The 20,811-nt window shown below is 69.8% G+C and carries 20 protein-coding genes and 2 tRNA genes; 5 read left to right on the top strand and 17 right to left on the bottom strand.

Annotated elements, in window-relative coordinates; all coding sequences use genetic code 11:
• Positions 1–16 precede the first annotated feature (16 nt).
• The 11 genes from ABD298_RS02530 to ABD298_RS02480 form a co-directional block, all read right to left on the bottom strand.
• Complete coding sequence (locus ABD298_RS02530) at positions 17–412, bottom strand: FKBP-type peptidyl-prolyl cis-trans isomerase (protein WP_208712543.1); 396 nt, start codon at positions 410–412, stop codon at positions 17–19.
• 45 nt (positions 413–457) lie between these two features.
• Entirely contained in the window at positions 458–1,408 is a 951-nt protein-coding gene (locus tag ABD298_RS02525; protein ID WP_344298117.1) for an FKBP-type peptidyl-prolyl cis-trans isomerase, read from the bottom strand.
• 79 nt (positions 1,409–1,487) lie between these two features.
• Positions 1,488–2,864: a Pup--protein ligase gene (pafA, locus tag ABD298_RS02520; RefSeq protein WP_344298116.1), complete on the bottom strand. Its 1,377-nt coding sequence runs from the start codon at positions 2,862–2,864 to the stop codon at positions 1,488–1,490.
• Between the two features lie 3 nt (positions 2,865–2,867).
• Complete coding sequence (gene prcA / locus ABD298_RS02515) at positions 2,868–3,587, bottom strand: proteasome subunit alpha (protein ID WP_344298115.1); 720 nt, start codon at positions 3,585–3,587, stop codon at positions 2,868–2,870.
• A 1-nt stretch (position 3,588) separates the two neighbouring features.
• The gene (gene prcB / locus ABD298_RS02510; protein WP_344298114.1) at positions 3,589–4,398 is read right to left on the bottom strand and encodes a proteasome subunit beta; all 810 of its coding nucleotides are present in this window, start codon (positions 4,396–4,398) and stop codon (positions 3,589–3,591) included.
• An 8-nt stretch (positions 4,399–4,406) separates the two neighbouring features.
• Complete coding sequence (locus tag ABD298_RS02505) at positions 4,407–4,613, bottom strand: ubiquitin-like protein Pup (RefSeq protein WP_208712538.1); 207 nt, start codon at positions 4,611–4,613, stop codon at positions 4,407–4,409.
• Positions 4,614–4,738: 125 nt separating this feature from the next.
• Positions 4,739–6,385, bottom strand: a complete 1,647-nt coding sequence (gene dop / locus ABD298_RS02500; RefSeq protein ID WP_344298113.1) for a depupylase/deamidase Dop — start codon at positions 6,383–6,385, stop codon at positions 4,739–4,741.
• 8 nt (positions 6,386–6,393) lie between these two features.
• The gene (gene arc / locus ABD298_RS02495; protein ID WP_344298112.1) at positions 6,394–8,145 is read right to left on the bottom strand and encodes a proteasome ATPase; all 1,752 of its coding nucleotides are present in this window, start codon (positions 8,143–8,145) and stop codon (positions 6,394–6,396) included.
• A gap of 177 nt (positions 8,146–8,322) precedes the next feature.
• Complete coding sequence (locus ABD298_RS02490; protein ID WP_344298111.1) at positions 8,323–9,327, bottom strand: tRNA (adenine-N1)-methyltransferase; 1,005 nt, start codon at positions 9,325–9,327, stop codon at positions 8,323–8,325.
• Between the two features lie 26 nt (positions 9,328–9,353).
• Positions 9,354–10,493, bottom strand: a complete 1,140-nt coding sequence (locus ABD298_RS02485; protein WP_344298110.1) for a site-2 protease family protein — start codon at positions 10,491–10,493, stop codon at positions 9,354–9,356.
• Positions 10,490–11,236 (bottom strand): HAD family hydrolase, encoded by a 747-nt coding sequence (locus ABD298_RS02480; RefSeq protein WP_344298109.1) that lies wholly within the window; start codon positions 11,234–11,236, stop codon positions 10,490–10,492. Before ABD298_RS02480 ends, ABD298_RS02485 begins: the two co-directional genes overlap by 4 nt.
• A 59-nt stretch (positions 11,237–11,295) precedes the next feature.
• Here ABD298_RS02480 and ABD298_RS02475 point away from each other — a divergent pair, with 59 nt between their 5' ends.
• Entirely contained in the window at positions 11,296–12,201 is a 906-nt protein-coding gene (locus tag ABD298_RS02475) for a PAC2 family protein (RefSeq protein WP_344298108.1), read from the top strand.
• Between the two features lie 21 nt (positions 12,202–12,222).
• Here the strand turns inward: ABD298_RS02475 and mshC are convergent, their stop codons facing one another.
• From mshC to ABD298_RS02460, 3 genes are all read right to left on the bottom strand, one after another.
• Entirely contained in the window at positions 12,223–13,503 is a 1,281-nt protein-coding gene (gene mshC / locus ABD298_RS02470) for a cysteine--1-D-myo-inosityl 2-amino-2-deoxy-alpha-D-glucopyranoside ligase (protein WP_344298107.1), read from the bottom strand.
• Between the two features lie 9 nt (positions 13,504–13,512).
• A complete protein-coding gene (locus ABD298_RS02465) occupies positions 13,513–14,352 on the bottom strand; it encodes an undecaprenyl-diphosphate phosphatase (protein WP_208712530.1) in 840 nt (279 codons plus the stop codon).
• A gap of 64 nt (positions 14,353–14,416) precedes the next feature.
• On the bottom strand, positions 14,417–14,725 hold the full coding sequence (locus ABD298_RS02460; protein WP_344298106.1) for a hypothetical protein: 309 nt from the start codon (positions 14,723–14,725) through the stop codon (positions 14,417–14,419).
• A 111-nt stretch (positions 14,726–14,836) separates the two neighbouring features.
• Between ABD298_RS02460 and ABD298_RS02455 the strand changes: the two genes are divergently transcribed.
• Positions 14,837–15,070, top strand: coding sequence for a DUF5703 family protein (locus ABD298_RS02455; protein WP_344298105.1), 234 nt, complete (start codon positions 14,837–14,839; stop codon positions 15,068–15,070).
• 31 nt (positions 15,071–15,101) lie between these two features.
• Here the strand turns inward: ABD298_RS02455 and ABD298_RS02450 are convergent, their stop codons facing one another.
• On the bottom strand, positions 15,102–16,256 hold the full coding sequence (locus ABD298_RS02450; RefSeq protein WP_344298164.1) for an acyl-CoA dehydrogenase family protein: 1,155 nt from the start codon (positions 16,254–16,256) through the stop codon (positions 15,102–15,104).
• Positions 16,257–16,284: 28 nt separating this feature from the next.
• On the bottom strand, positions 16,285–17,625 hold the full coding sequence (locus tag ABD298_RS02445; RefSeq protein ID WP_344298104.1) for a M20/M25/M40 family metallo-hydrolase: 1,341 nt from the start codon (positions 17,623–17,625) through the stop codon (positions 16,285–16,287).
• A 145-nt stretch (positions 17,626–17,770) separates the two neighbouring features.
• On the opposite strand from ABD298_RS02445, the gene ABD298_RS02440 reads away from it, so the two are divergent.
• The 3 genes from ABD298_RS02440 (at position 17,771) to ABD298_RS02430 (ending at position 19,183) form a co-directional block, all read left to right on the top strand.
• Positions 17,771–17,854, top strand: a tRNA-Leu gene (locus tag ABD298_RS02440).
• A 165-nt stretch (positions 17,855–18,019) separates the two neighbouring features.
• Positions 18,020–18,103, top strand: a tRNA-Leu gene (locus tag ABD298_RS02435).
• Between the two features lie 126 nt (positions 18,104–18,229).
• On the top strand, positions 18,230–19,183 hold the full coding sequence (locus ABD298_RS02430) for a zinc-binding dehydrogenase (protein WP_344298103.1): 954 nt from the start codon (positions 18,230–18,232) through the stop codon (positions 19,181–19,183).
• A gap of 116 nt (positions 19,184–19,299) precedes the next feature.
• Here the strand turns inward: ABD298_RS02430 and ABD298_RS02425 are convergent, their stop codons facing one another.
• Positions 19,300–20,796, bottom strand: coding sequence for an HNH endonuclease (locus ABD298_RS02425; RefSeq protein WP_344298102.1), 1,497 nt, complete (start codon positions 20,794–20,796; stop codon positions 19,300–19,302).
• Positions 20,797–20,811 lie beyond the last annotated feature (15 nt).

The following is a 20,811-nucleotide window of genomic DNA, read 5'->3' as shown; positions in this document are numbered from 1 at the left end:
CGTGCGGTGCCGCGCCTCAGCGCACGCCGACGAGGTCCACGACGAAGATGAGCGCCTCGTTCGGCTTGATCGCGCCGCCGGCCCCACGGGAGCCGTAGGCGAGCTCGGAGGGGATCTCGAGGCGGCGGCGGCCGCCGACCTTCATCCCGAGGAGGCCCTGGTCCCAGCCCTGGATGACCTGGCCGACGCCGACGCGGAAGTCGAGCGGGGTGCCGCGGTTCCAGGACGAGTCGAACTCCTCGCCGGTGGACCAGGCGACGCCCACGTAGTGGGTCGAGACGGTGTCGCCCGCGGTGGCCTCGCGGCCGTCGCCCTCGATGAGGTCGACGATCTTGAGCTCGGTCGGGACGTCGCCCTCTGGGAACTCGATCTCGGGCTTCTGGCGGTCGTACTGGCGCTGTCCGAAGGACATGGTGCCTCCCTGGTGTAGGTGCTGGGTCGGGTGATGCGCTGAAGGCTACTTGATGCCCAGGATGTCCACGACGAACACGAGGTCACCCTTGGCCTGGCCCTGTCCCTGATCACCATAGGCGAGGGCGGCCGGGATGACGAGGAGCACGCGGGAGCCGACGGTCTTGCCGGCGAGGCCCTTGGTCCAGCCCTGGATGACTCCCTGGAGGCTGAAGGTCGCGCTCTGGCCGCGGTCGTAGCTCGAGTCGAACTTGGTGCCGTCGGAGAGGTTCACGCCGACGTAGTTCGCGACGATGGAGTCGGTCTCCTTGACGGTGTCGCCGTGGCCCTTGATGAGGTCCTGCGAGACGAGCGCGGTCGGCTTCGCTGCCCCGGCGACGTCGACCTGCGGGACGCCCTTGTCGTCCTGGGTGACCTTGGGGAGGCCGGCGGGGAGGTCGGTGACGGTGTCGCCCTCGGGCTTGGACAGCGGCTGGGGGGTGTCCTTCGCGGAGATGACCTTGATGACCAGCAGCGTGGACGACGGCGCGGCGGACGGGGAGGCCGACGGCGACGCGCCGGCCTGCGCCTGGCTCGCCTGGGCGGGGGTCGCGTAGGCGAGGTAGGAGCCCACCTTGGCCCCGACGAACCCGTTGTACACGGCTGCGTTGCCGGACTTGAGCTCGTCGGAGAGCTCGAGCTTCTCCGTATTCCCGGAGGAGAACGTGTCCTCGTAGACGGTGCCGTCGGCGCCGCTGAGCGCCACGTAGCCGATCTCGACCGTCTGGCCTGCCTTGACGGCGTCGCCGTCGCCGTCCTGGACGACCTTGATCGTCTCCTCGTTGACGGCGAGCGGCTTGGCGAAGTCCACGGCCGGAGCCTTGTCCCCGGGGGTGACCTTGAGCGAGTCGAGGGCTGCGACCTGCCCGGCGCTGGACGGCGTGGGGGCGGACGGGGTACTCGCGCAGCCGGCCACGAGCAGGGCAAGCGGCAGCAGCAGGGCGATGATTCGGCGCACTGATCAACTTCCTGTGGGGGTTCCCGCCACGCCACGGTGGCGGCGGACAGGCCGATACGGCCTGTCCAAGCCTACCGTTTCAGCCTGTGAAGGGCCTGAGCGTGTCCAGGAGCTCGTCCACGCGCGGGTCCTCGTTGGCGAACGGATCCTTGCAGAGGATCGTGTGGTGGGCCCTGTCGTTGAGCTTGAGGTGGACCCAGTCGACGGTGTAGTCGACGCCGGCTGCCTGCGCCGCCTTGACGAACCTCCCCCGCAGCCGAGCCCGCGTGGACTGCGGTGGGTTCTGGACCGCGTTGGCGATCGCCGCCTCGTCGACGACGCGCGCCGCTGCCCCGCGCCTCTGCAGGAGGAAGAACAGCCCGCGGTCCGGGCTGATGTCATGGTAGGTCAAATCCAGCTGTGCGACCCGCGCTGAGTCGAGGTCTACGCCGTGGCTTTCGCAGTACCGGTCGATGAGCTTCTTCTTGATGGCCCAGTCAACTTCGGTGTCGATGCCCCGCGTGTCCTGGCTCTCGATCGCGTCGAGCGTGCGCTCCCAGAGTCCGAGGATGCGCTCGACGTGCGGGGTGTGCGCCCCGTTCTCGACGACGAACTTCTGGGCCTTCTCCAGATAGGTCCGCTGCATCGCGAGGGCCGTGGTCTGCTGCCCGTTCGCGAGGCGGATCGGCGCCGCCCCGGTGACGTCATGGGAGATCTCGCGGATGCTGCGGATGGGATTCTCCATGCGCATGTCCCGCATGATCGTGCCCGCTTCGATCATGCGGAGCACCAGGTCCACAGTGCCGAGCTTCATCATGGTCGTGGTCTCGGACATCGTCGAGTCACCGACGATCACGTGGAGCCTGCGGTAGTGCTCTGCGTCGGCGTGCGGCTCGTCCCGGGTGTTGATGATGGGGCGGGACCGGGTGGTGGCCGACGACAGGCCTTCCCAGATGTGGTCTGCGCGCTGGGAGAACGCGTACACAGGGCCCTGGGCGGTGCGGAGGACCTTGCCGGCGCCGCACAGCAGCTGCCGCGTGACGAGGAACGGGATGAGCACCTCGGCAAGGCGTGAGAACTCGGTGCGGCGCGGGATGAGGTAGTTCTCGTGGCTCCCGTAGGAGTTCCCGGCAGTGTCCGTGTTGTTCTTGAAGAGGTAGACGTGGCCGTCGAAGCCCTCCTCGGCCAGCCGCGACTCGGCCTCCTGGATCAGGTCGACCAGGATGCGCTCCCCCGCGCGGTCGTGCGCGATGAGCTGCGCGATGTCGTCGCACTCGGCAGTGGCGTACTCGGGGTGCGAGCCCACGTCGAGGTACAGGCGCGAGCCGTTGCCGAGGAAGACGTTGGAGGACCTGCCCCAGCTCACGACCTTGCGGAACAGGTACCGTGCCACCTCCTCCGGCGCCAGCGGCCGGCCCTGGGGACTCGAGTAGGCGATCCCGAACTCTGTTTCGACGCCGTAGATCCTGCGGTCCACGGCTCAGGCCCGTCCCGGCGCGCCGAGCGCGTCGTCGCCGTCGAGTATCCCGGCCAGCTCGTCCGGGAAGACCCGGCGGAAGGCGCGCCGCGAGCCGCGCGCGGTTTCGGAGTCGCGGTCCAGCACCGCTACCTCGAAGGTCAGCGGCTCGGTACGGTCCTCGCGGAGCGCGCGGGCCGCGAGCCTGATCGCCTCCCCGAAGGAGGCCTCGGAAGTCCACCCGCCGATCACAGCCTCGGCGACCCGCTCGGCGGCGCCGCCCATGACGACGAAGCGGCGCTCATCGGCAATCGAGCCGTCGAATGTGAGCCTGAAGAGGTGGTCGTGGTCGACATCGCTGCCGACCTCGGCAACGGTGAGCTCGACCTCGAAGGGCTTCTGCTCCGCCGTGAAGACGGCGCCGAGGCTCTGCGCGTACACGCTCGCGAGCCCGCGTCCCGTGACATCCTCGCGGTCGTAGGAGTACCCGCGGACGTCCGCGTACCGCACGCCGGCCTGGCGCAGGCTCTCGAACTCGTTGTACTTGCCGACCGCAGCGAAGGCGATCTTGTCATAGATCTCGCCGATCTTGTGCAGGGACGGCGATGGGTTCTCGGCGACGAGGGCGATGCCGTCGCGGCAGCTGACGACGACGACGGAGCGGCCCCGGGCGATGCCCTTGCGGGCGAAGTCTGCCCGGTCCTTCATGAGCTGCTCGGGCGAGACGTAGAACGGCTGGGTCATGTCAGGCCTCCCGTCCTGCGGTGCTCCGCTGGGCAATGACGTCTGCCGCGACGGCCGCGAGCTCCCGTTCGCTGACACGCCGGCTTCCCGAGCGCGTCACGGTGTAGACCACGGGCCACAGCTGGCGCACGGGGTCGGGTCCGCCGGTGGCGGAGTCGTCGTCCGCCGCATCGTAGAGCGACTCGACGGCCACGTGGACGGCGTCCTCCTCGGACAGCCCCGGCCGCCAGAGCTTCTTGAGAGCGCCGCGGGCGAACATCGAGCCGGAGCCCACCGAGTGGTGCTCGATCTCCTCGTACCGTCCGCCGGTGACGTCGTAGGAAAAGAGGCGCCCCACACCGCTCTCGAGGTCGAAGCCGGCGAAGAGCGGGACGGCGGCAAGGCCCTGAAGCGCGAGCGGGAGGTTTCCACGGACCATCGCCCCGAGGCGGGTGGCCTTGCCCTCGAGGCTCAGGAGCGTGCCCTCGATCTTCTCGTAGTGCTCGAGTTCGACCTGGAAGAGGCGGGCGATGTCGATGGCGATCCCGGCAGTCCCCGCGATCCCGAGCACGGAGAACCGGTCGGCGGGGAAGACCTTCTCGATGTGCCGGCTCGCGATGATGTTGCCCATGGTTGCGCGCCGGTCACCGCCCATCAGGACTCCCCCGGCGAACGCGAGCGCGACGATCGTGGTGGCATGGGGGGCCACCGCCGAGGCGTCGACGGGCAGGCTGCGGGTGAAGGGAAGGAGATCTGGTCTTGTTGCCGCCAGATGCTCGGTGAATGACGAGGTCGCGCCTGCAACAACGCGTTCAGCGAGGAAGTCGTTCATACCGGGGCCTACTGGCCGCCCTTCTGGACGAAGCCGCGGACGAACTCTTCGGCGTTGGTCTCGAGGACGTTGTCGATCTCGTCCAGAAGGTCATCCACGCCCTGGGTGCTCGCGGTGTCCTGCGCGCCAGCGGGAGCGGCGGGTGCGGGCGCGTCGGTGTCGACAGCCTCTTCCTCGCCGCGTGGCTGCGTGCTCTTCTGCTCCTGACCGGCCATGGCCGCCTCCTTGCGTTGTGGCGCTGCCGGGGCGGCGGCGCCTCGGTCCCGAAAGACCCCTTCTGCTCCCTATACTGTCACTTTTCCGGCGCGTGTCACGGAGCGGCGCGGACCGGGTCAGTGGCCTACGTCCGGCGGTCCCCGAGCAGCGCGGCGAGGAAGTCCTCGATGCTCTCGTGCTCGTCGAAGAGCCGGTGCGTGAGGGCCTTCGTTCCCCGCAGCGGCTCGCGCGTGGGCACCCTCTGGAGCCGGTAGCTGCCGGGCGGGGCGAACACCACGGAGTCCCAGCTCGCGCTCACGACGCTGCGGGGGAACCTCTTGATGCTCGTGCCGCGGAACCACGCGCGCGTGTCGACGGGGGGTTCGACGACGGCGGCAGCTACGGCAGCGGCGTCCGCCATCGTCTCGAGGGAGCCGCGCGCGGCGAGCCTCAGGGCGATGCCGCGTTCGGGCCGTACATCCGACCACTGGATGTCGACGAGCCCCAGCCGGGCGTCCCCCCATTCGAGGCCGTCGCGGTTCCTGTAGCCCTCGAGGACGCGGAGCTTGGCGAGCCATTCGACGTACCGCGCTGCGGCGTCCTGGTCGCCGCCGAGGTCCGTCAGTGCCCGCTCCCAGTGCCTGAGGACTTCCGCGGTGTGACCGTCGCCGCCCTCTTCGGAGGCCACGCCCTGGTCCACGGCCAGCTTCGCTGCCGCTTCGAAGTAGGCCCACTGGAGTTCGAGGCCGGTCAGGCGGCGCCCGTCGATGAGCCGGACCGTCTCCGTGAGGGACGTGTCGTGGCTGAGGCGGTGCATGGCGTCGACCGGCTCGTGCACGTCGATCTTCGGCGCGCGGCCCGCCTCGATGAGGCTGAGCACGAGGGCCGTCGTGCCGAACTTGAGGTAGTTGGCCACATGGCTCACGTTCGCGTCGCCGACGATGACGTGGAGGCGGCGGTACTTGTCCGCGACAGCGTGGGGCTCGTCGCGGGTGTTGATGATGGGCCGGCGCATGGTCGTCTCGAGGCCGACTTCAGCCTCGAAGTAGTCCGCTCGCTGGGACACCTGGTAGCCGCGTCCGGTCCCGTCCTGGCCGAGGCCCACGCGTCCCGTGCCGCAGATGAGCTGGCGCGAGACGAAGAATGGAGTGAGGCCCGCGACGAGGTCTGCGAAGGGCACCGACCGGGGCACGAGGTAGTTCTCGTGGGACCCGTACGAGGCGCCCTTCCCGTCGGTGTTGTTCTTGTACAGGTTCACGGGAGGAACCCGCTCCCCGCCCGAGGCGAGCGCTCGCACGGCCGCGAGGGCCACGGCGTCGCCCGCGAGGTCCCACACGAGGGCGTCCCTCGGGTTGGTGACCTCCGGGCTCGAGTACTCGGGGTGGGCATGGTCGACATAGAGCCTCGCCCCGTTGCCGAGGACGAGGTTCATGAGCGCCGGCTCCTGGTCGCCGTCGAGCTCGATTTCGGCCGGGCCGTGGGCCAGGGCAACGGCCTCGGCGGTGAGGATCGGCTCGGCGTCAGTGAGCTGGTCCGGCGTCGCCTCGGCCCGGGGCACCGTGAAGCCGCGCGCGTCGCGCAGAGGCGTCTCGTCGGTGTAGTCCCAGCGGGTGCCCGAGTCGGCCGCGTTGGCCTGCCGGGTCAGCCGCGCATACGCCGCGATGACCTGGGAGGACAGGTAAGTCGCGTTCGCGGCCGGAGTGCTGGGCGCGTGGATGCCGAACTCCGTCTCCGAGCCCATGACCCGCAGGGCTCCCCCCGCGGGGAGGGACGGGGTGGTCTCGCTGCTCATGCGGCTCCCTACAGGTATTGGCCGGTGCTCGGCGTGGTCTCGATGGTCCGGCCGGGCTCGCTGCCGCCCTTGCCCTGGACGATCGTGCGGATGTACGTGATCCGTTCGCCCTTCTTGCCAGAGATCCGTGCCCAGTCGTCAGGGTTCGTCGTGTTGGGCATGTCCTCATGCTCACGGAACTCGTCTGCCACAGCCCGCAGCAGGTGGTCCATGCGCAGGCCCTTGGAGCCCGTCGTGAGGAGGTCCTTGATCGCGGCCTTCTTCGCGCGGTCCACGACGTTCTGGATGACTGCCCCGGAGTTGAAGTCCTTGAAGTACAGAATCTCGGTGTCCCCGTTGGCGTAGGTGACCTCGAGGTACTCGGTCGACTTGTCCGTCGCGTACATGGCCTCGACGGTGCGCTGGATCATCATCCCGACGGTGGCCTTGGCGTCGCCCCCGTGCTCGGCGAGGTCCTCTGCATGGATGGGCAGGTCGTCGGTGAGGTACTTCGAGAAGATGTCCGCCGCAGCCTCGGCGTCTGGCCGGTGGATCTTGATCTTCACGTCGAGCCGGCCGGGCCGCAGGATCGCGGGGTCGATCATGTCCTCGCGGTTGGACGCGCCTATGACGATGACGTTGTCGAGCCTTTCGACGCCATCGATCTCGCTCAGCAGCTGGGGCACGATGGTTGTCTCCACGTCTGAGGACACGCCCGTGCCGCGGGTGCGGAACAGCGAGTCCATCTCGTCGAAGAACACCACGACCGGGCTGCCGTCCGAGGCCTTCTCCCGGGCGCGGGAGAAGATGAGGCGGATGTGCCGCTCCGTCTCGCCGACGTACTTGTCGAGGAGCTCGGGGCCCTTGATGTTCAGGAAGTAGCTCTTGACGTCCTGCGCTCCAGGACGTTCCGAGGCCCGGACCGCGAGGGAATTGGCGACAGCCTTCGCGATGAGGGTCTTTCCGCAGCCCGGAGGGCCGTACAGGAGGATGCCCTTGGGCGCCTTCAGGCCGTGCTCACGGTAGAGGTCCGGGTGGAGGAACGGGAGCTCGACGGCGTCGCGGATCTGCTCGATCTGCGAGGCGAGGCCGCCGATGTCGGAGTAGCTGATGTCCGGCACTTCTTCGAGCACGAGATTCTCGACCTCGGAGCGCGGCACCTTCTCGATCGCGCAGCCCGTGCGGTTGTCCACCGCCACGGCGTCTCCGACGCGCAGGTGCTCGAGCTGGAGCGGGCCCGCCAGCCGCAGGACGCGCTCCTCGTCGCCGCGTCCGATCACCAGGACCCGGTCGTTGCCGAGGAGCTCCTTGATGGTCACGAGTTCGCCGGAGCGTTCGAAGCCGAGACCAGCCACGACCTCGAAGGCCTCATTGAGGAGGACCTCCTGGCCCACGCTGAGCTCATTCAGGGAGACGAGCGGGCTGAGTCCCACGCGCATCTTGCGGCCCGAGGTGACGACGTCGACGCTCTCGTCGGTGACCGCGGTCGAGGCTCCGCCAGCCGGACGCTTTCGGTTGAGCTGGACGATGCTGCCGAAGCTGTAGGGCGGCTGGCCCTCGTGCTCGAGCGCAGCCTTGAGCCTGACGATCTCCGCCTTGGCCGCCTGGAGCATCTCGGTCATGCGCGAGTTGTTCCCGGTGGCTGCGGCCAGCTGCCGGTCGACCGCCCGGAGCTTGTCGCGGAGCACGTTGATCTGCCGTTCCGCGATGCTCAGCTGCTCGGCATGTGCAGCGGGCGGGACGGGCTCGTGGCCCGGTCCGGCCTGTTCGTTGTCCACCATCGCGTCTCACATCCTCTTCGACACGGGCGGCTGGCTAGCGGCCACCCTGCATCCGGAACCTGCCCGGATGCGCCCTCATGAAACGACACTAGCGCGCCTTTCGCCTCGTGCTGAGTCAGGGAGACGCTTGGAACCGAAGAGTTACATCAGGGTTTCCGGATGGTGGACAACGGGGGGTCAGGCCTCCGGAGATCCGGCCCTCGCGTCGCGGGCGGCGCGCCGGAGCTTGCGGTCGGAGACCTGCCGCTCCCCCACCGACTCGGGGGTCCAGGCGTTGAGGTCCTCCTCGCTGAACTCGGCCTTGTTCCGCTTCTTGCGCACGAGGGGCTCGACCCCCTCCGCGAGCCGGCGGGTCACGAGGAGGAAGCCGGTGTGGCCCACCATGCGGTGCTCGGGCCGCACCGCGAGCCCCTCGAGGTGCCAGCCGCGCACCATGGACTCCCACGCATCGGGCTCCGTGAAGCGGCCGTCGGCCCGGATCGCCTCCGCGGTCCGGGACAGCTGGGTGGCGGTCGCCACGTAGTTGATCCACACGCCTCCCGGCGCGAGGACGGTGGCCACGGCGTCAAGGCACTCCCAGGGCGCAAGCATGTCCAGCACCACGCGGTCCACGCTGCCGGTCTCCTCAGCCTTGACCACTTCGTCCTGGAAGTCGCCGAGGGAGATCCGCCACGCGGGGTGCGGACCGCCGAAGATCGTCTCGACGTTGCCGCGTGCGATGTCGGCGAACTCCTGGCGCCGCTCGAACGAGTGGAGGTAGCCCCCGTCGCCCACGGCCCGCAGGAGCGAGATGGAGAGCGCGCCGGAGCCGACGCCTGCCTCGACGACGCGCGCACCGGGGAAGATGTCCGCCATGGTCACGATCTGCCCGGCGTCCTTGGGGTAGACCACAGCGGCGCCGCGCGGCATCGAGAGGACGAAGTCGCTCAGCAGCGGCCGCAGGGCCTGGTACTGGTGCCCGGCCGTGTTCGTCACCACGGACCCGTCGGGCCTGCCGATGATCTCGGAGTGGTTGAGGAATCCCTTGTGGGTGTGGAACGCGCCGCCCTCAGCCAGCGTGATGGTGTTCATCCGCCCTCGCTCGTCGGTCAGCTGCACGCGCTCGCCGACACGGAACGGCCCGCGGCGCTGCGCCGCCCCCGTGGGTCCTTCCGCGGCGGTGTGCTGGGTGCTCAGGCTCATGGTGTCCTTTCTCAAAGGTGCCCGGACTAGCGGGCGGGACGGCCGGAGATGGCCGCGACGACGTCGCGCTGGTTCAGGAGCCCCACGACACGCCCGGCCCCGTCGACCACCGCGTACTCGGTGCCCGAGAGCTTGGCGAGGTACTGGATGAGCTCCTGGCCGCCGGCGGTGTCAGGGACGTACGCCCCCGGGGCCAGGGCGTACCCGACGGCGGTGACGGGCGTCGTCGACCATGCTGTCTCGGGGACGCGGGCGACCGCGCTGGGGTCGACCACACCCTGGGGCTTCCCGTCCGGTGCGCAGAGCACGACGGCGGTCCCCGCGGATGCGCCAGCCTGCAGGGCCTGCTCGACGGTGGCGAAGTTCGGCACGCCGACTGCGGGCACGGCCAGACGCCCGGCGACCACGGCTGGCAGGCGCGTGCGGAACCCCGCGTGCCGGATCGAGGCCGACGCTCCCTGCCACAGGAACATGGCGACGAGGAGTGTGACCATCATGAAGGGCAGGTCCGGCGAGGCACCGCTTGCCATCGGCACCACCACGGCGAAGAGCACGAGCCCGATCACGATCGCGCGGCCGGTCCAGCCGGCGGCGATGGTGCCCTTCTCCTGGGAGCCCGTTGCCTTCCACACGGCGCTCTCCACGATGCGGCCGCCGTCGAGCGGCAGGCCGGGCAGGACATTGAAGACCGCGATGAGGAAGTTGGCCCACAGGAAGATGTTCACGAGGATGTCGGCGACACCCGTCAGGTGCACCGTCGTGACCACCAGCCACCCCGCGCCGGCGAGGACGAAGTTCGCGGCGGGTCCGGCCAGCGCGACGACGACCGACTTCCCCGGAGATGCGGTGAAGGACTCGAACTGAGTATGGCCGCCCCACAGGTTCAGCACGATCTTCTGGCTCGGCCAGCCGAACGCCCGCGCCGTGAGTGCGTGGGCGAGTTCGTGGACCAGCACCGACGCAAGCAGCAGGACGGCGTACGCGAAGGCTACGAGGTAGGCCGCCGCCCCGAGCTGGGGCTGCCGCGACTGCAGCGTCGGCCCGTAGACCACCACCGTGAACGCGGCGATGAGGAACCAGGAGTAGGCGAGGACGATGGGAACGCCCGCGATGCGTCCGAGGGGGATCCCCTCGCGCCGGTTCTCGGCCTCGTGGCCGCCGCTCACGCGGGGTCTCCGACGGACGCCGCCTCGATGGCCGCTCGGAGGGTCATCGCGAGGTCTGCCGGGGTGCGGCCCGCGAGGGTCCCCCAGTGCTCCATGCCGAGGTGCACAGGAACCGCGAGGGCGTTCGGCACGACGACGGTGGCCAGGTTCGCGGCGGTCGCGGAGGTCGCGCCGGGGGTCGAGTCCTCGATGGCCACGCATTCGGCCGCCTCGAGGCCCCCGAGCTCGGCGTCGAGGAGCTCGATCCCCCGCAGGTACGGCTCGGGGTGCGGCTTGCCGTTGGCGACGAGGTCGCCGGTCACGACAGCCGAGAAGGTTCCCTCGGGCAGGTGGTCGACGATGCGGTGCGCCATGGGCGCCTCGGACATCGTCACCAGGGCGCACGCCACGCCGGCCTCTCGGAGCCCAGCCAGGAGCTCGCGCGCACCGGGGCGCCAGGGCACGGCGCTGCCGAGCTGCTCGACGACCCGCTCGGTGAGCGTGTCGATGATCTCGCGGACGTCCATCCGGACGCCCCCGTCCTGCAGGAGGCGGGCGGACGTCGGGAGCGCCTGGCCGACAAGGCGCATGGCCTGTTCATGGCTCCACTTCCCGCCGAACCGCTCGACGAGCTCGCGCTCGGCCGTGATCCAATAGGGCTCGGTGTCGACGAGGGTGCCGTCCATGTCCCACAGGACGGCACGGAGCGGCGCGAGCTGGCTGGACACAGGGCTGTCGGCGGAGTTGTCGGCAGGGAGACGCATATGCACCAGTCTACGGTGGCTTCCGATGGCCCTCCGGCGGCTGGCGCTAGTCTGGTGCGATGAACGAGTTCGACGCCGATGCACCGGCCCCGCACCCGGGCCTCTTCGCGCTCCCGGCCGAGGGCGAGCGCGTGACCGTCATGCTCGCAGCCTTCGAGGGCTGGAACGACGCCGGCGAGGCCGCGAGCGATGCGCTGAGGTTCCTGCGTCGGCAGTTCGATGCCCAGAAGGTGGGCGCGATCGAGGCCGACGACTACTACGACTTCCAGTTCACCCGCCCGACCGTGCGCCGCTCGGGTTCGGGGCGGCGCCGTATCAAGTGGCCCACCACGAAGGTCTCGACCGCCCGCGTCCCGGGCCATCCGGTGGATCTGGTGTTCGTGCAGGGCACCGAGCCCTCGTACCGGTGGCGTGCGTTCATCGAGGAGCTGCTGGAGTACGTCGAGGACCTCGACGTGGACTACCTCGTGGTGGTCGGGGCGCTGCTGGCCGACGTCCCGCACTCGCGGCCCATCCCGGTGACGGCGACCAGCGAGAATGACGAGCTGCGCGAGCGGCTCTCCCTCGAGGCGTCCCAGTACGAGGGTCCGACGGGGATCGTCGGCGTGTTCGCTGACGCCGCGGACCACCACGGCACGCCGACCGTGTCCCTGTGGGCGGCCGTGCCGCACTACGTCGCCCAGGCGCCGTCGCCCAAGGCGCAGCTGGCCCTGCTCCACCGGATCGAGGAGATGCTCCAGATCCCGCTCGATACCAACGAGCTCGCGGAGGATGCCGAGGCGTGGGAGCGCGGCGTCAACGAGCTCGCCACCGAGGACCCCGAGGTCGCCGCCTACATCCACCAGCTCGAAGAGGCCAAGGACACGGCCGATCTCCCCGAGGCCACGGGCGAGTCGATCGCGCGGGAGTTCGAGCGGTACCTCAAGCGCCGCGGCAAGGAAGGCCCCGGGCGCGACCTCGGCTGAGCGCGCCCGGGGGCGGCGTGGCTAGAGCGCCACGCCGAGCAGCGCGTCGACCGCCGCGGTGACCAGCGCGCCGTCGTCCGTCTCCGGGCCGCCCGGAGTGCTGGCCGCGCAGTCGTCGGCCCACTTGTCGACCGCAGCGAGGGCGCGCGGTGCGTCCAGGTCATCGGCGAGGGCACCGCGGATCTCCGCCAGGAGCGGTTCGGCGGAGCCGGGCAGGGCGCGCACGACGGCGCCGCGCCAGTTCTCGAGCCGGCGCACCGAGGCGTCGAGCAGCTCGTCGGTCCACTCCCAGTCGGAGCGGTAGTGGTGGGCGAGGATCGCGAGGCGGATCGCGGCGGGGTCGACGCCGGCGGCGCGGAGCTTCGACACCAGGACCAGGTTTCCGCGGGACTTGCTCATCTTCTCGCCCTCGTAGCCCACCATGCCCGTGTGGGCGAAGTGCCGGGCGAGGGGCACGTGGTCCATGCTCCAGGCGTGGCCGGCCCCCATCTCGTGGTGCGGGAAGGCGAGGTCTGAGCCGCCCCCCTGGACCGTGAACGGGGCTGGGAGGAACTTCCGTGCGATCACCGTGCACTCGATGTGCCATCCCGGCCGGCCGGGGCCGAGGGTCCCCCCGTCCCAGTGCGGCTCGCCGAGGCGCGCCTCGCGCCAGAGGATCGGATCGAGCGGGCTGTGCTTGCCGGGCCGCTCGGGGTCGCCGCCGCGGTCGCCGAAGACCTCGATCATCTCGGCGACGGTCAGATGCGAGACGTGGCCGAGCCTCCAGGCGTCCGGCGAGTCTGCACGGCGGGTGGCCTCCGTGACGTCGTAGTAGACGTCGCCGTCCGGTTCGCCTTCGGCTCCGGCGAGCTGGTATGCGAGGCCCGCATCGAGGAGCTTCTCGACCTCGGGGATGATCCACGGGATCGACTCGACCGCGCCGATGTAGTGGTCGGGGGCGAGCACATGCAGCGCTTCCATGTCGGACTGGAACAGCGCGATCTGCTGGTGCGCGAGCGTCCGCCAGTCAACGCCGGTGGCGTCGGCCCGCTCGAGGAGCGGGTCGTCGACGTCGGTCGTGTTCTGCACGTACTTCACGGTGCTTCCCGCGTCGCGCCACACGCGGTTGAGGAGGTCGAAGGCCACATAGGTGGAGGCATGGCCGAGATGCGTTGCGTCGTAGGGCGTGATGCCGCAGACGTAGAACGACTGCTCGGGGGCGGCAGGGATCTCGACCGTGTCCCGGAGCCGGGAATCAAACAGCCGGATCGAGCCGCTCGTCCCGGGCAGCTGTGGAACGGGGGTCTGCCTCCAAGTTTTCACCTCACCAGCCTAGTGCCCGGCCGAGATGACACCGAAACCGAGGAGCACGTACAGGGCGGCACCCAGACCGATCCGGTACCAGACGAACAGGCGGTACGAGCGCGAGGAGATGTAGCGCATGAACCAGCCGATGATGACGAACCCCACAACGAAGGCGATCACGGTGGCCACGGCCGTCTCGCCGAGGCCGTAGGGACCGCTGCCGAAGCCGTCGCGGAGGCTCTTGGCCAGCTGGTACAGGCCCGAGCCGAAGACTGCCGGGATCGCGAGCAGGAACGAGTACCGCGCGGCGGCCTCCCGCGTGTAGCCCATGAACAGGCCCGCGGTGATGGTGCCGCCTGAGCGGGACACGCCGGGGATGAGGGCGAGGGCCTGGGCGAAGCCGTAGATGACGCCGTGGCGGGTGCCGAGGCGGTCCAGGGTGCGCACGTGCCGGCCGAGGGCGTCCGCGGTCGCGAGGATGAGCCCGAAGACGATGAGGGTGGTCGCCGTCAGCCACAGGCTGCGGAAGACCGTTTCGATCTGGTCCTGGAAGAGCAGGCCGAGGATGACGATCGGCACGCTTCCGATGATCACGAGCCAGCCCATGCGGGCATCGGGGTCGTTGCGCGGGATCCTGCCGGTCAGGGAGGCGAACCAGGCGCCGATGATGCGGACGATGTCGCGCCAGAAGTAGATGATGACGGCCGTCTCGGTGCCGAGCTGGGTGATCGCGGTGAATGCCGCCCCGGGGTCCTCCGCGTTGGGCAGGAACTCCCCCACGATGCGCAGGTGTGCGCTCGAGGAGATCGGGAGGAACTCGGTCAGCCCTTGGATGAGGCCGAGGAAGGCGGCTTCGAGGTAATTCACGGGGCCACTCTAGTGGGCCGCCGCGCCCGCGCCCCTCAGGCGGTGCCGCCGCACGGCGAGGCCGTCAGGCGCCGCCACCTTCGCGCGCGGCGTCCTCGTCGTCGTCCTCGTCCTCCTCGCTGGACTCGTCGTCGTCGTCCTCATCCTCGTCGTCGTCATCGTCGTCGTCGTCCGAGTCGAGGAGGTCGATGGGGAGGTCCTCCCCGTAGGCGTCGTAGAGCGCGTCCGCGTAGGCCTCGAAGGCGTCGGCGATGGCGAAGAAGGCGGACTCCACCGCCGGGTCGTCGTCGCCGCGGCGGGATGACGCCGCCACCAGGTGCTCCTCCAGTGCAGCCGTCAGCGAACCGAGGGCCACGCGCGGGTCAATGCTCATGGGTGCCACGGTAGTCTGAATGAGAGGGCGTGCCTAGGGACGTGTCCGGGGACCCGCCGGGGACCTGACGCGAGGTTCGTCCAGTCGACGCAGCAGGAGGAAGCGAGGGCCATGAAGGAACGGATCCTCACCACGATGCCGGACCGCGCAGCGGGCCCGGGCAGGCAGTACGAGTACCTGGTCCTCTCGGTCGCGCCGGGGGATTCCGTGGCGGACGCCCGGCAGCGCGTGCGCGAGCACTCCGAGTACGGACGCTGGGAACTCGAGCGCAGCCGCCTCTACATGGGCGGCGGGCGCCAGTACTGGCTGCGTCGGAAGATCATGCTCGTCGAGCGCACCGCGTAAGGCGGGCCGCGGACGTCGGCCTGCGCCGGCGTCAGTCCTCGAGGGGGCCCAGCAGCGCGGCGGCGACGCTCGCGTGCGCGGACTCCGGGTCGGACGGGTGGTACACGCCTGCGGCCGCGTCCCGGTACAGCCGTTCGAGCTCGCTTCCCCTGAAGTAGGCCGCTCCTCCCCCGACCCTCATGGCGCCGTCGAGCACCGCGCGGGCGGTCTCGGTGGCCCGGTGCTTGAGTCCGCTCAGTGCCGGGAACCAGCGCGGACCCCTGTCGACGAGGGCATCGACGTCGGCCGCTACCGTGCCCAGCTGGGGCAGGATCGCGTCGACGGCGAGGCCCATCTCGGCCACCTGCCAGCGGATGTCGGGGTCCTGGGCATAGGGCCGGCCGCCGTTGCGAGCTGACTTCCGCCGGTGCGCGGCTGCGACGGCCAGCTCGAGCCCGCGCTCGGCGATGCCGGTGTAGACCGCGGCCAGGAGTGTCTCGAAGCACGCGAAGATCGCGAAGATCAGCAGATCCGGGCTCGGACCCACCGGGATGCGCCGGATGACGCGCTCGGGGCGGAGCACAGCGCCCTCCAGGACCGTCGAGTATGACTGGCTGGCACGCATGCCGAGCGTGTCCCAGTCCTCGACGTGGCGCCAGCCGGGAGCGTCGCGGTCCACAAATCCGTACACGAGGCAGGGCTCGTCTCCGCTCGCATCCTTGCCGAAGGTGCCGAGGCGGGTCCACACGGGGGCCAGGGACGTGAAGATCTTCGTCCCCGTGAGGAGGTACCCGCCGTCGTGCGTGGGCTCGGCGACGGTGTTGGCGTCGAAGAGCACGAAGTCGTTGCCGGCCTCCGAGATCCCGAACGCGAAGACCTCGCCGGCTGCGGCCTCGCGCAGGACGAAGTCAAGGCTCGCGTCCCCGCGGTCGGCGAAGACCTTGGCCACGCCCGTCCAGACGAGGTGCATATTGACCGCAAGCGCCGTGGCGGGCGCAGCTGCGGCGAGGCGGCGCTGGAGGCGCACGACGTCGGCCAGGCCGGCTCCCAGCCCGCCCTCGGCCTGGGGGACGAACGCCTTGAGGTAATCGACCGCGACGAGGGCGTCGAAGTCCTCATGCGGGAACTCGTTGCGCTCGTCGTAGCCCACCGCGCGCGAGCGGATCTCCTCCAGCAGGGTGTCGGGGAGGACGGCCTCGGGGTCCAGCGGCATGGTTCTCTCCCTCTGGCGGGTCTCAGTAGGTGGTGAGCAGGCGGCGGAGGACCCGGGTGCCGAAGCGAAGCGACTCGGCGGGGACGCGCTCGTCGACGCCGTGGAACATCGCCGGGAAGTCGAGGTCCGCGGGAAGCTGGAGCGGGGCGAAGCCGTAGCCGGTGATGCCGAGGCGGCTGAGGGACTTGTTGTCCGTGCCGCCCGAGAGGGTGTACGGGAGCACGACCGCGTCCGGGTCCTCGGCCTCGAGCGCGCCCACCATCGCCTCGACGAGCGGGCCCTCGAAGGGAGTCTCGAGCGAGACGTCGTGGTGCACGTAGCTGAACTCGACGCCCTCGCCGGCGAGCTCCTTGAGCTTGGCAAGCAGGAGCTCGTCCTGACCCGGGAGGGTACGGGTGTCGATGCGGGCTTCGGCCGCCCCGGGGACGACGTTGTCCTTGTAGCCGGCCTTGAGGACTGTGGGATTCGAGGTGTTCTGCAGGGTGGCACCGACGAACCTCGCCACCGTGCCGAGCTCCTTGAGGAGGATCTCCGGGTTGTCCGGGTCGAACTCGACCCCCGTGAGCTCGGTGACGCCGTCGAGGAACCGCCGGGTCGTGTCGGTGAGCTCGATGGGCCAGGTGTAGTCGCCGATCCTGGCCACGGCGCGGGCAAGACGCGTCACTGCGTTGTCATCGTTGACCTGCGACCCGTGGCCGGCGCGGCCGCTGGCCTTGAGGCTCAGCCACCCGAGGCCCTTCTCCGCCGTCTGGAGGAGGTAGGCGCGTTTGCCGCCGATCTGGGCGGAGAACCCGCCGACCTCACTGATCGCCTCGGTGGCACCGGCGAACAGTTCGGGGCGGTTGTCCACGGCCCAGCGCGCGCCGTAGGCTCCCCCGGCCTCCTCGTCGGCGAACATCGCGATGACGAGGTCCCGCTTGGGCCGGGTGCCGGTGCGCTGCATCTCGCGGACCACCGAGAGGATCATGGCGTCCATGTCCTTCATGTCCACGGCGCCGCGGCCCCAGACGAGGCCGTCCTTGAGCTCGGCCGCGAAGGGGTCGACGCTCCAGTCCTCCTTCTGGGCGGGGACCACGTCGAGGTGGCCGTGGACGACGAGCGCGCCCGCGCCCGGGTCGGTCCCCTCGATGCGGGCCACCACGGAGGCCCGACCCGGTGCCGACTCGAAGATCTCCGCCTCGAGCCCGACCTCAGCCAGGAGGCCCGCCGTGTACTCGGCAGCCTTGCGCTCGCCCGGCCCGGCGCCGTCGCCGTAGTTCGAGGTGTCGAACCGGATGAGGTCCTGGCAGATCTGCACCACCTCGTCCTCGGCCGCGACGGCGTTCGATACGGCTGCAGGGCTCTGCGTGGGGCGGTCAGTCATGGGTCCTCCTCAGCGTCTCCGGTGGTCCCAGCCTAGACCCGTGCCGTGGCACCCTCGGATTTCAGCAAATGCCCGATTTCGTGTAGAGTCTTACTCGCTGCCCGGGAGGGAAACACATCATGTTTTCGGTTCCCGGTGCCCACCTGCGCGGGTGGCGGAATGGCAGACGCGCTAGCTTGAGGTGCTAGTGCCCGAATAGGGCGTGGGGGTTCAAGTCCCCCTCCGCGCACACTGGGAAGCCCCGGTCTTCGGACCGGGGCTTCCGTGCTTTCCGGACCACCCCCTGCGGCTCCCCGGGCCCCCGTCGTGGTCATCAGCGGGCGGGAGATGGTGTATGGTTGTATATCGCTGCCGGGGACGGAAACACTCCATCTGGAGACCTCGGAAGCCGCCTGCGCGGGTGGCGGAATGGCAGACGCGCTAGCTTGAGGTGCTAGTGCCCGAATAGGGCGTGGGGGTTCAAGTCCCCCTCCGCGCACAGACAGAGCACCCTCGGTCCGATGACCGGGGGTGCTTTTCGTTGTGGGCCCGAAGCCCTTGGCGTGTCGTCCCCTGCCGGGCGTAGTGTCCGGAAGTGTCAATGGCACTGAGAGGAGACTGAGGCATGAAGGCGTGGCAGTTCACCGGCACGAACAAGGCGCTCGAATTCAATGAGGTTCCGGAGCCGCACGCGGGTCCCGGGACGGTGGTCGTCGAGGTCAAGGCAGCGGGCGTCTGCCACTCCGATGTGACCGCGCTGGACGATCCGGGCTGGATGCCCCTGTTCCCGCACCTCCCCCGCACAATGGGCCACGAGAACGCCGGCGTCATCACGGAGGTTGGCGAGGGGATGGAGCAGTGGAAGGTCGGCGACCGCGTCGGCCTCGCGCCAGTCATGAGCGACGGCGACGCTCTGGGCTACGGCAAGTGGGACGGCGGATTCGGTCCGAAGCTCCTGGCGACCTCGGACAACCTGGTCCGCCTGCCCGATGAGGTGCCGTTCGACCTCGGCGCCATGGCCACCGACGCGGGCCTCACCGCCTACCACGCGATCATGGCGGTCGGGGGCGCGAAGGCGGGGATGAAGGTCGGGGTGATCGGCCTGGGCGGCCTCGGGTACATCGGCGCCCGCGTCGCCGCACTGTCGGGCGCGGAGGTCTATGGCGCCGAGATCAACCCGGAGACGCAGAAGCTGGCCGGCGAGATCGGGCTCACGGACGTCGCCGACGCGATCGACGCCTTCAAGGACAAGAAGCTCGATCTCATCGTCGACTACGCCGGCTTCGGCACCACGACAGCCGCCGCAATCGAGACCCTCGGCGAGTTCGGCACGCTCGTCCAGGTGGGCATGGGACGGCTCGAGGCGACGATCAACACCTACCCGATCATCATCAACCAGCTCACGATCAAGGGCTCGAAGTCCGGCACCCGTGAGGACCTCGAGGGCATCTACGAGCTCATGAAGTCCGGCGAGCTGAACCCGCCCATGAACCTCATCACCCAGGCCGACATCCCCGACGCGATCGACAAGCTCCGTGCCGGCGGAGTGGTCGGCCGCTTCATCGCCCTCTACGAGTAGGACCGCCTTCCGCTCCGACGCACGACGTCGCCGCCGCCCACCGCACGCTGTGGGCGGCGGCGCCGTCGCGTCGGCGCATACCCAACGGCGCACGATCCCCCGGAAGCGGGAACGGGTCAGGCTGCGGTGTGGAAGACGTACTCGCCTCCGGGGAACTCGACGCGGTGGCCGATGATCTCCCGGGTGCCAGGCAGCGGAGGCGCGGTCGAGGTGTAGCGGTGGCCGGTCGGCGTCGTGACCATGACGGTGTGCCGAGTGGCAGGGATGGCGCCCTCTGTCCATCCGGGCGCTTCTTTCGCCTGGTTGCACCGTTCGCACAGGCCTTGGCCGTTTGCTGCGGAGGTGGGGCCGCCCCGGGCGGCAGGAGTGATGTGGTCAAAGTGGCGGATCGGAGCGTCGCACCAGGGGTTCCGGCACGTCTGGTCGCGCAATGCGATGAACTCCCGGAGCCCTGTCGGGAAGGTCCGCGAGCGCGAGTCCATCGCCGTCAGGGAACCGGTAGCGGGTGCGACATAGAGGCGCCGGAGGACCGTCCCGGCCCCTGAGCCGAGTGAGCTCAGGATGAGGTCCCTCGCAATCTGGGCCGGAAGGACGCCGTGTCCGGAGAGAACCGCGGGTTCGGCGGAACCGGCGACAAGCGCGGAATCCGCCATCACGACGTTCACTGCGATGCGTACGTCTTCCGCGCGCTTCTGACCGGTCACGCGCTCGATGAGCGTGTCGGCCATGATCTGATCGCGGGTCCTGCGCTCGTGCTCGCCCTCCCCCGCTACGCGGCTCGAGTCGGCGGCCAGGGTCAGCGCCTTGTAGGCGGCAACCCCCTGCGCGGCAGGAACGAGGCACGAGAGTATTGCCATGGAGTCCGGTGCTGGGCGCAGGGTGACGCGTCGCTCGGCCATAGCCCGCCGAGACCGTTTGACCGCAGCTGCCGGATCGAGTCGCTGGGCGTGCTTGCGCGCCTCGGCTGCGAACTGCCGGTCGCCAACGCCTCCCTGGGCGTAGAGCGGCACCATTGCTTCATCGACGCGGGTCCTGTCCTCGAGGTCGAGGCACGCCGTCTCGCGGACGACGAGCGTGGCCCGCCACTCGTTGATCCGGCCTGCGGCAAGCGCATTGAGCGTGTGCGGCATCTCGTTGACTAGCGCCTTGGCCAGTCCGAGGAGACGGCCGCCTTTGGAGGGCGACTCGCCTCGGGCCAGTGCGACGGCATGGCCGGCCTCAACGGCCGGGTCCACCGGTCGCGGACCGATCCCCACCCGCTCGGCGTCGCCCTCGGTTCCATACCCCACTGCCGCATCGTCAACGCGCCGCTCCCCGATGCGCTTCTCGAGAAGCACGCTGTACTGCGCCTGGCTCGCCGAAGCCGCCGCCTTGAGCCGCTCAAGGGAGCCGATCCGCTCCACCAACGCTGCCTCGCTCAGGGAAGCGTAGCTACCAGAACCGGCACCAAGCGCTGTTGCCCACGACGCGATCTCCGAAGCTGTCGGGGCCACCGACTCCCCGACTTCTGCCAGTACCGCCGCGAGGACCCGGGAGAAGTCGACAGGCTCGTGCTGCAGGCGAGTGCCTGCAGCGCTGTCGAGAACCTCCACGCTCCCGGATGATTCGAACATGTATTCGATTCTAGC

The organism is Sinomonas flava, from assembly GCF_039531875.1.
GTDB classification, from domain to species: Bacteria; Actinomycetota; Actinomycetes; order Actinomycetales; family Micrococcaceae; genus Sinomonas; species Sinomonas flava.
This window is presented reverse-complemented; position numbering and strand designations above follow the sequence as displayed.

What these genes read in the sequence shown, in the direction of transcription:
- ABD298_RS02530 (WP_208712543.1), bottom strand. Translation starts at nt 412, where the DNA reads ATGTCCTTCGGACAGCGCCAGTACGACCGCCAGAAGCCCGAGATCGAG.
- prcA (WP_344298115.1), bottom strand. Translation starts at nt 3,587, where the DNA reads ATGACCCAGCCGTTCTACGTCTCGCCCGAGCAGCTCATGAAGGACCGG.
- prcB (WP_344298114.1), bottom strand. Translation starts at nt 4,398, where the DNA reads ATGAACGACTTCCTCGCTGAACGCGTTGTTGCAGGCGCGACCTCGTCA.
- ABD298_RS02505 (WP_208712538.1), bottom strand. Translation starts at nt 4,613, where the DNA reads ATGGCCGGTCAGGAGCAGAAGAGCACGCAGCCACGCGGCGAGGAAGAG.
- dop (WP_344298113.1), bottom strand. Translation starts at nt 6,385, where the DNA reads ATGAGCAGCGAGACCACCCCGTCCCTCCCCGCGGGGGGAGCCCTGCGG.
- arc (WP_344298112.1), bottom strand. Translation starts at nt 8,145, where the DNA reads ATGGTGGACAACGAACAGGCCGGACCGGGCCACGAGCCCGTCCCGCCC.
- ABD298_RS02490 (WP_344298111.1), bottom strand. Translation starts at nt 9,327, where the DNA reads ATGAGCCTGAGCACCCAGCACACCGCCGCGGAAGGACCCACGGGGGCG.
- ABD298_RS02480 (WP_344298109.1), bottom strand. Translation starts at nt 11,236, where the DNA reads ATGCGTCTCCCTGCCGACAACTCCGCCGACAGCCCTGTGTCCAGCCAG.
- ABD298_RS02475 (WP_344298108.1), top strand. Translation starts at nt 11,296, where the DNA reads ATGAACGAGTTCGACGCCGATGCACCGGCCCCGCACCCGGGCCTCTTC.
- ABD298_RS02460 (WP_344298106.1), bottom strand. Translation starts at nt 14,725, where the DNA reads ATGAGCATTGACCCGCGCGTGGCCCTCGGTTCGCTGACGGCTGCACTG.
- ABD298_RS02455 (WP_344298105.1), top strand. Translation starts at nt 14,837, where the DNA reads ATGAAGGAACGGATCCTCACCACGATGCCGGACCGCGCAGCGGGCCCG.
- ABD298_RS02445 (WP_344298104.1), bottom strand. Translation starts at nt 17,625, where the DNA reads ATGACTGACCGCCCCACGCAGAGCCCTGCAGCCGTATCGAACGCCGTC.
- ABD298_RS02430 (WP_344298103.1), top strand. Translation starts at nt 18,230, where the DNA reads ATGAAGGCGTGGCAGTTCACCGGCACGAACAAGGCGCTCGAATTCAAT.
- ABD298_RS02425 (WP_344298102.1), bottom strand. Translation starts at nt 20,796, where the DNA reads ATGTTCGAATCATCCGGGAGCGTGGAGGTTCTCGACAGCGCTGCAGGC.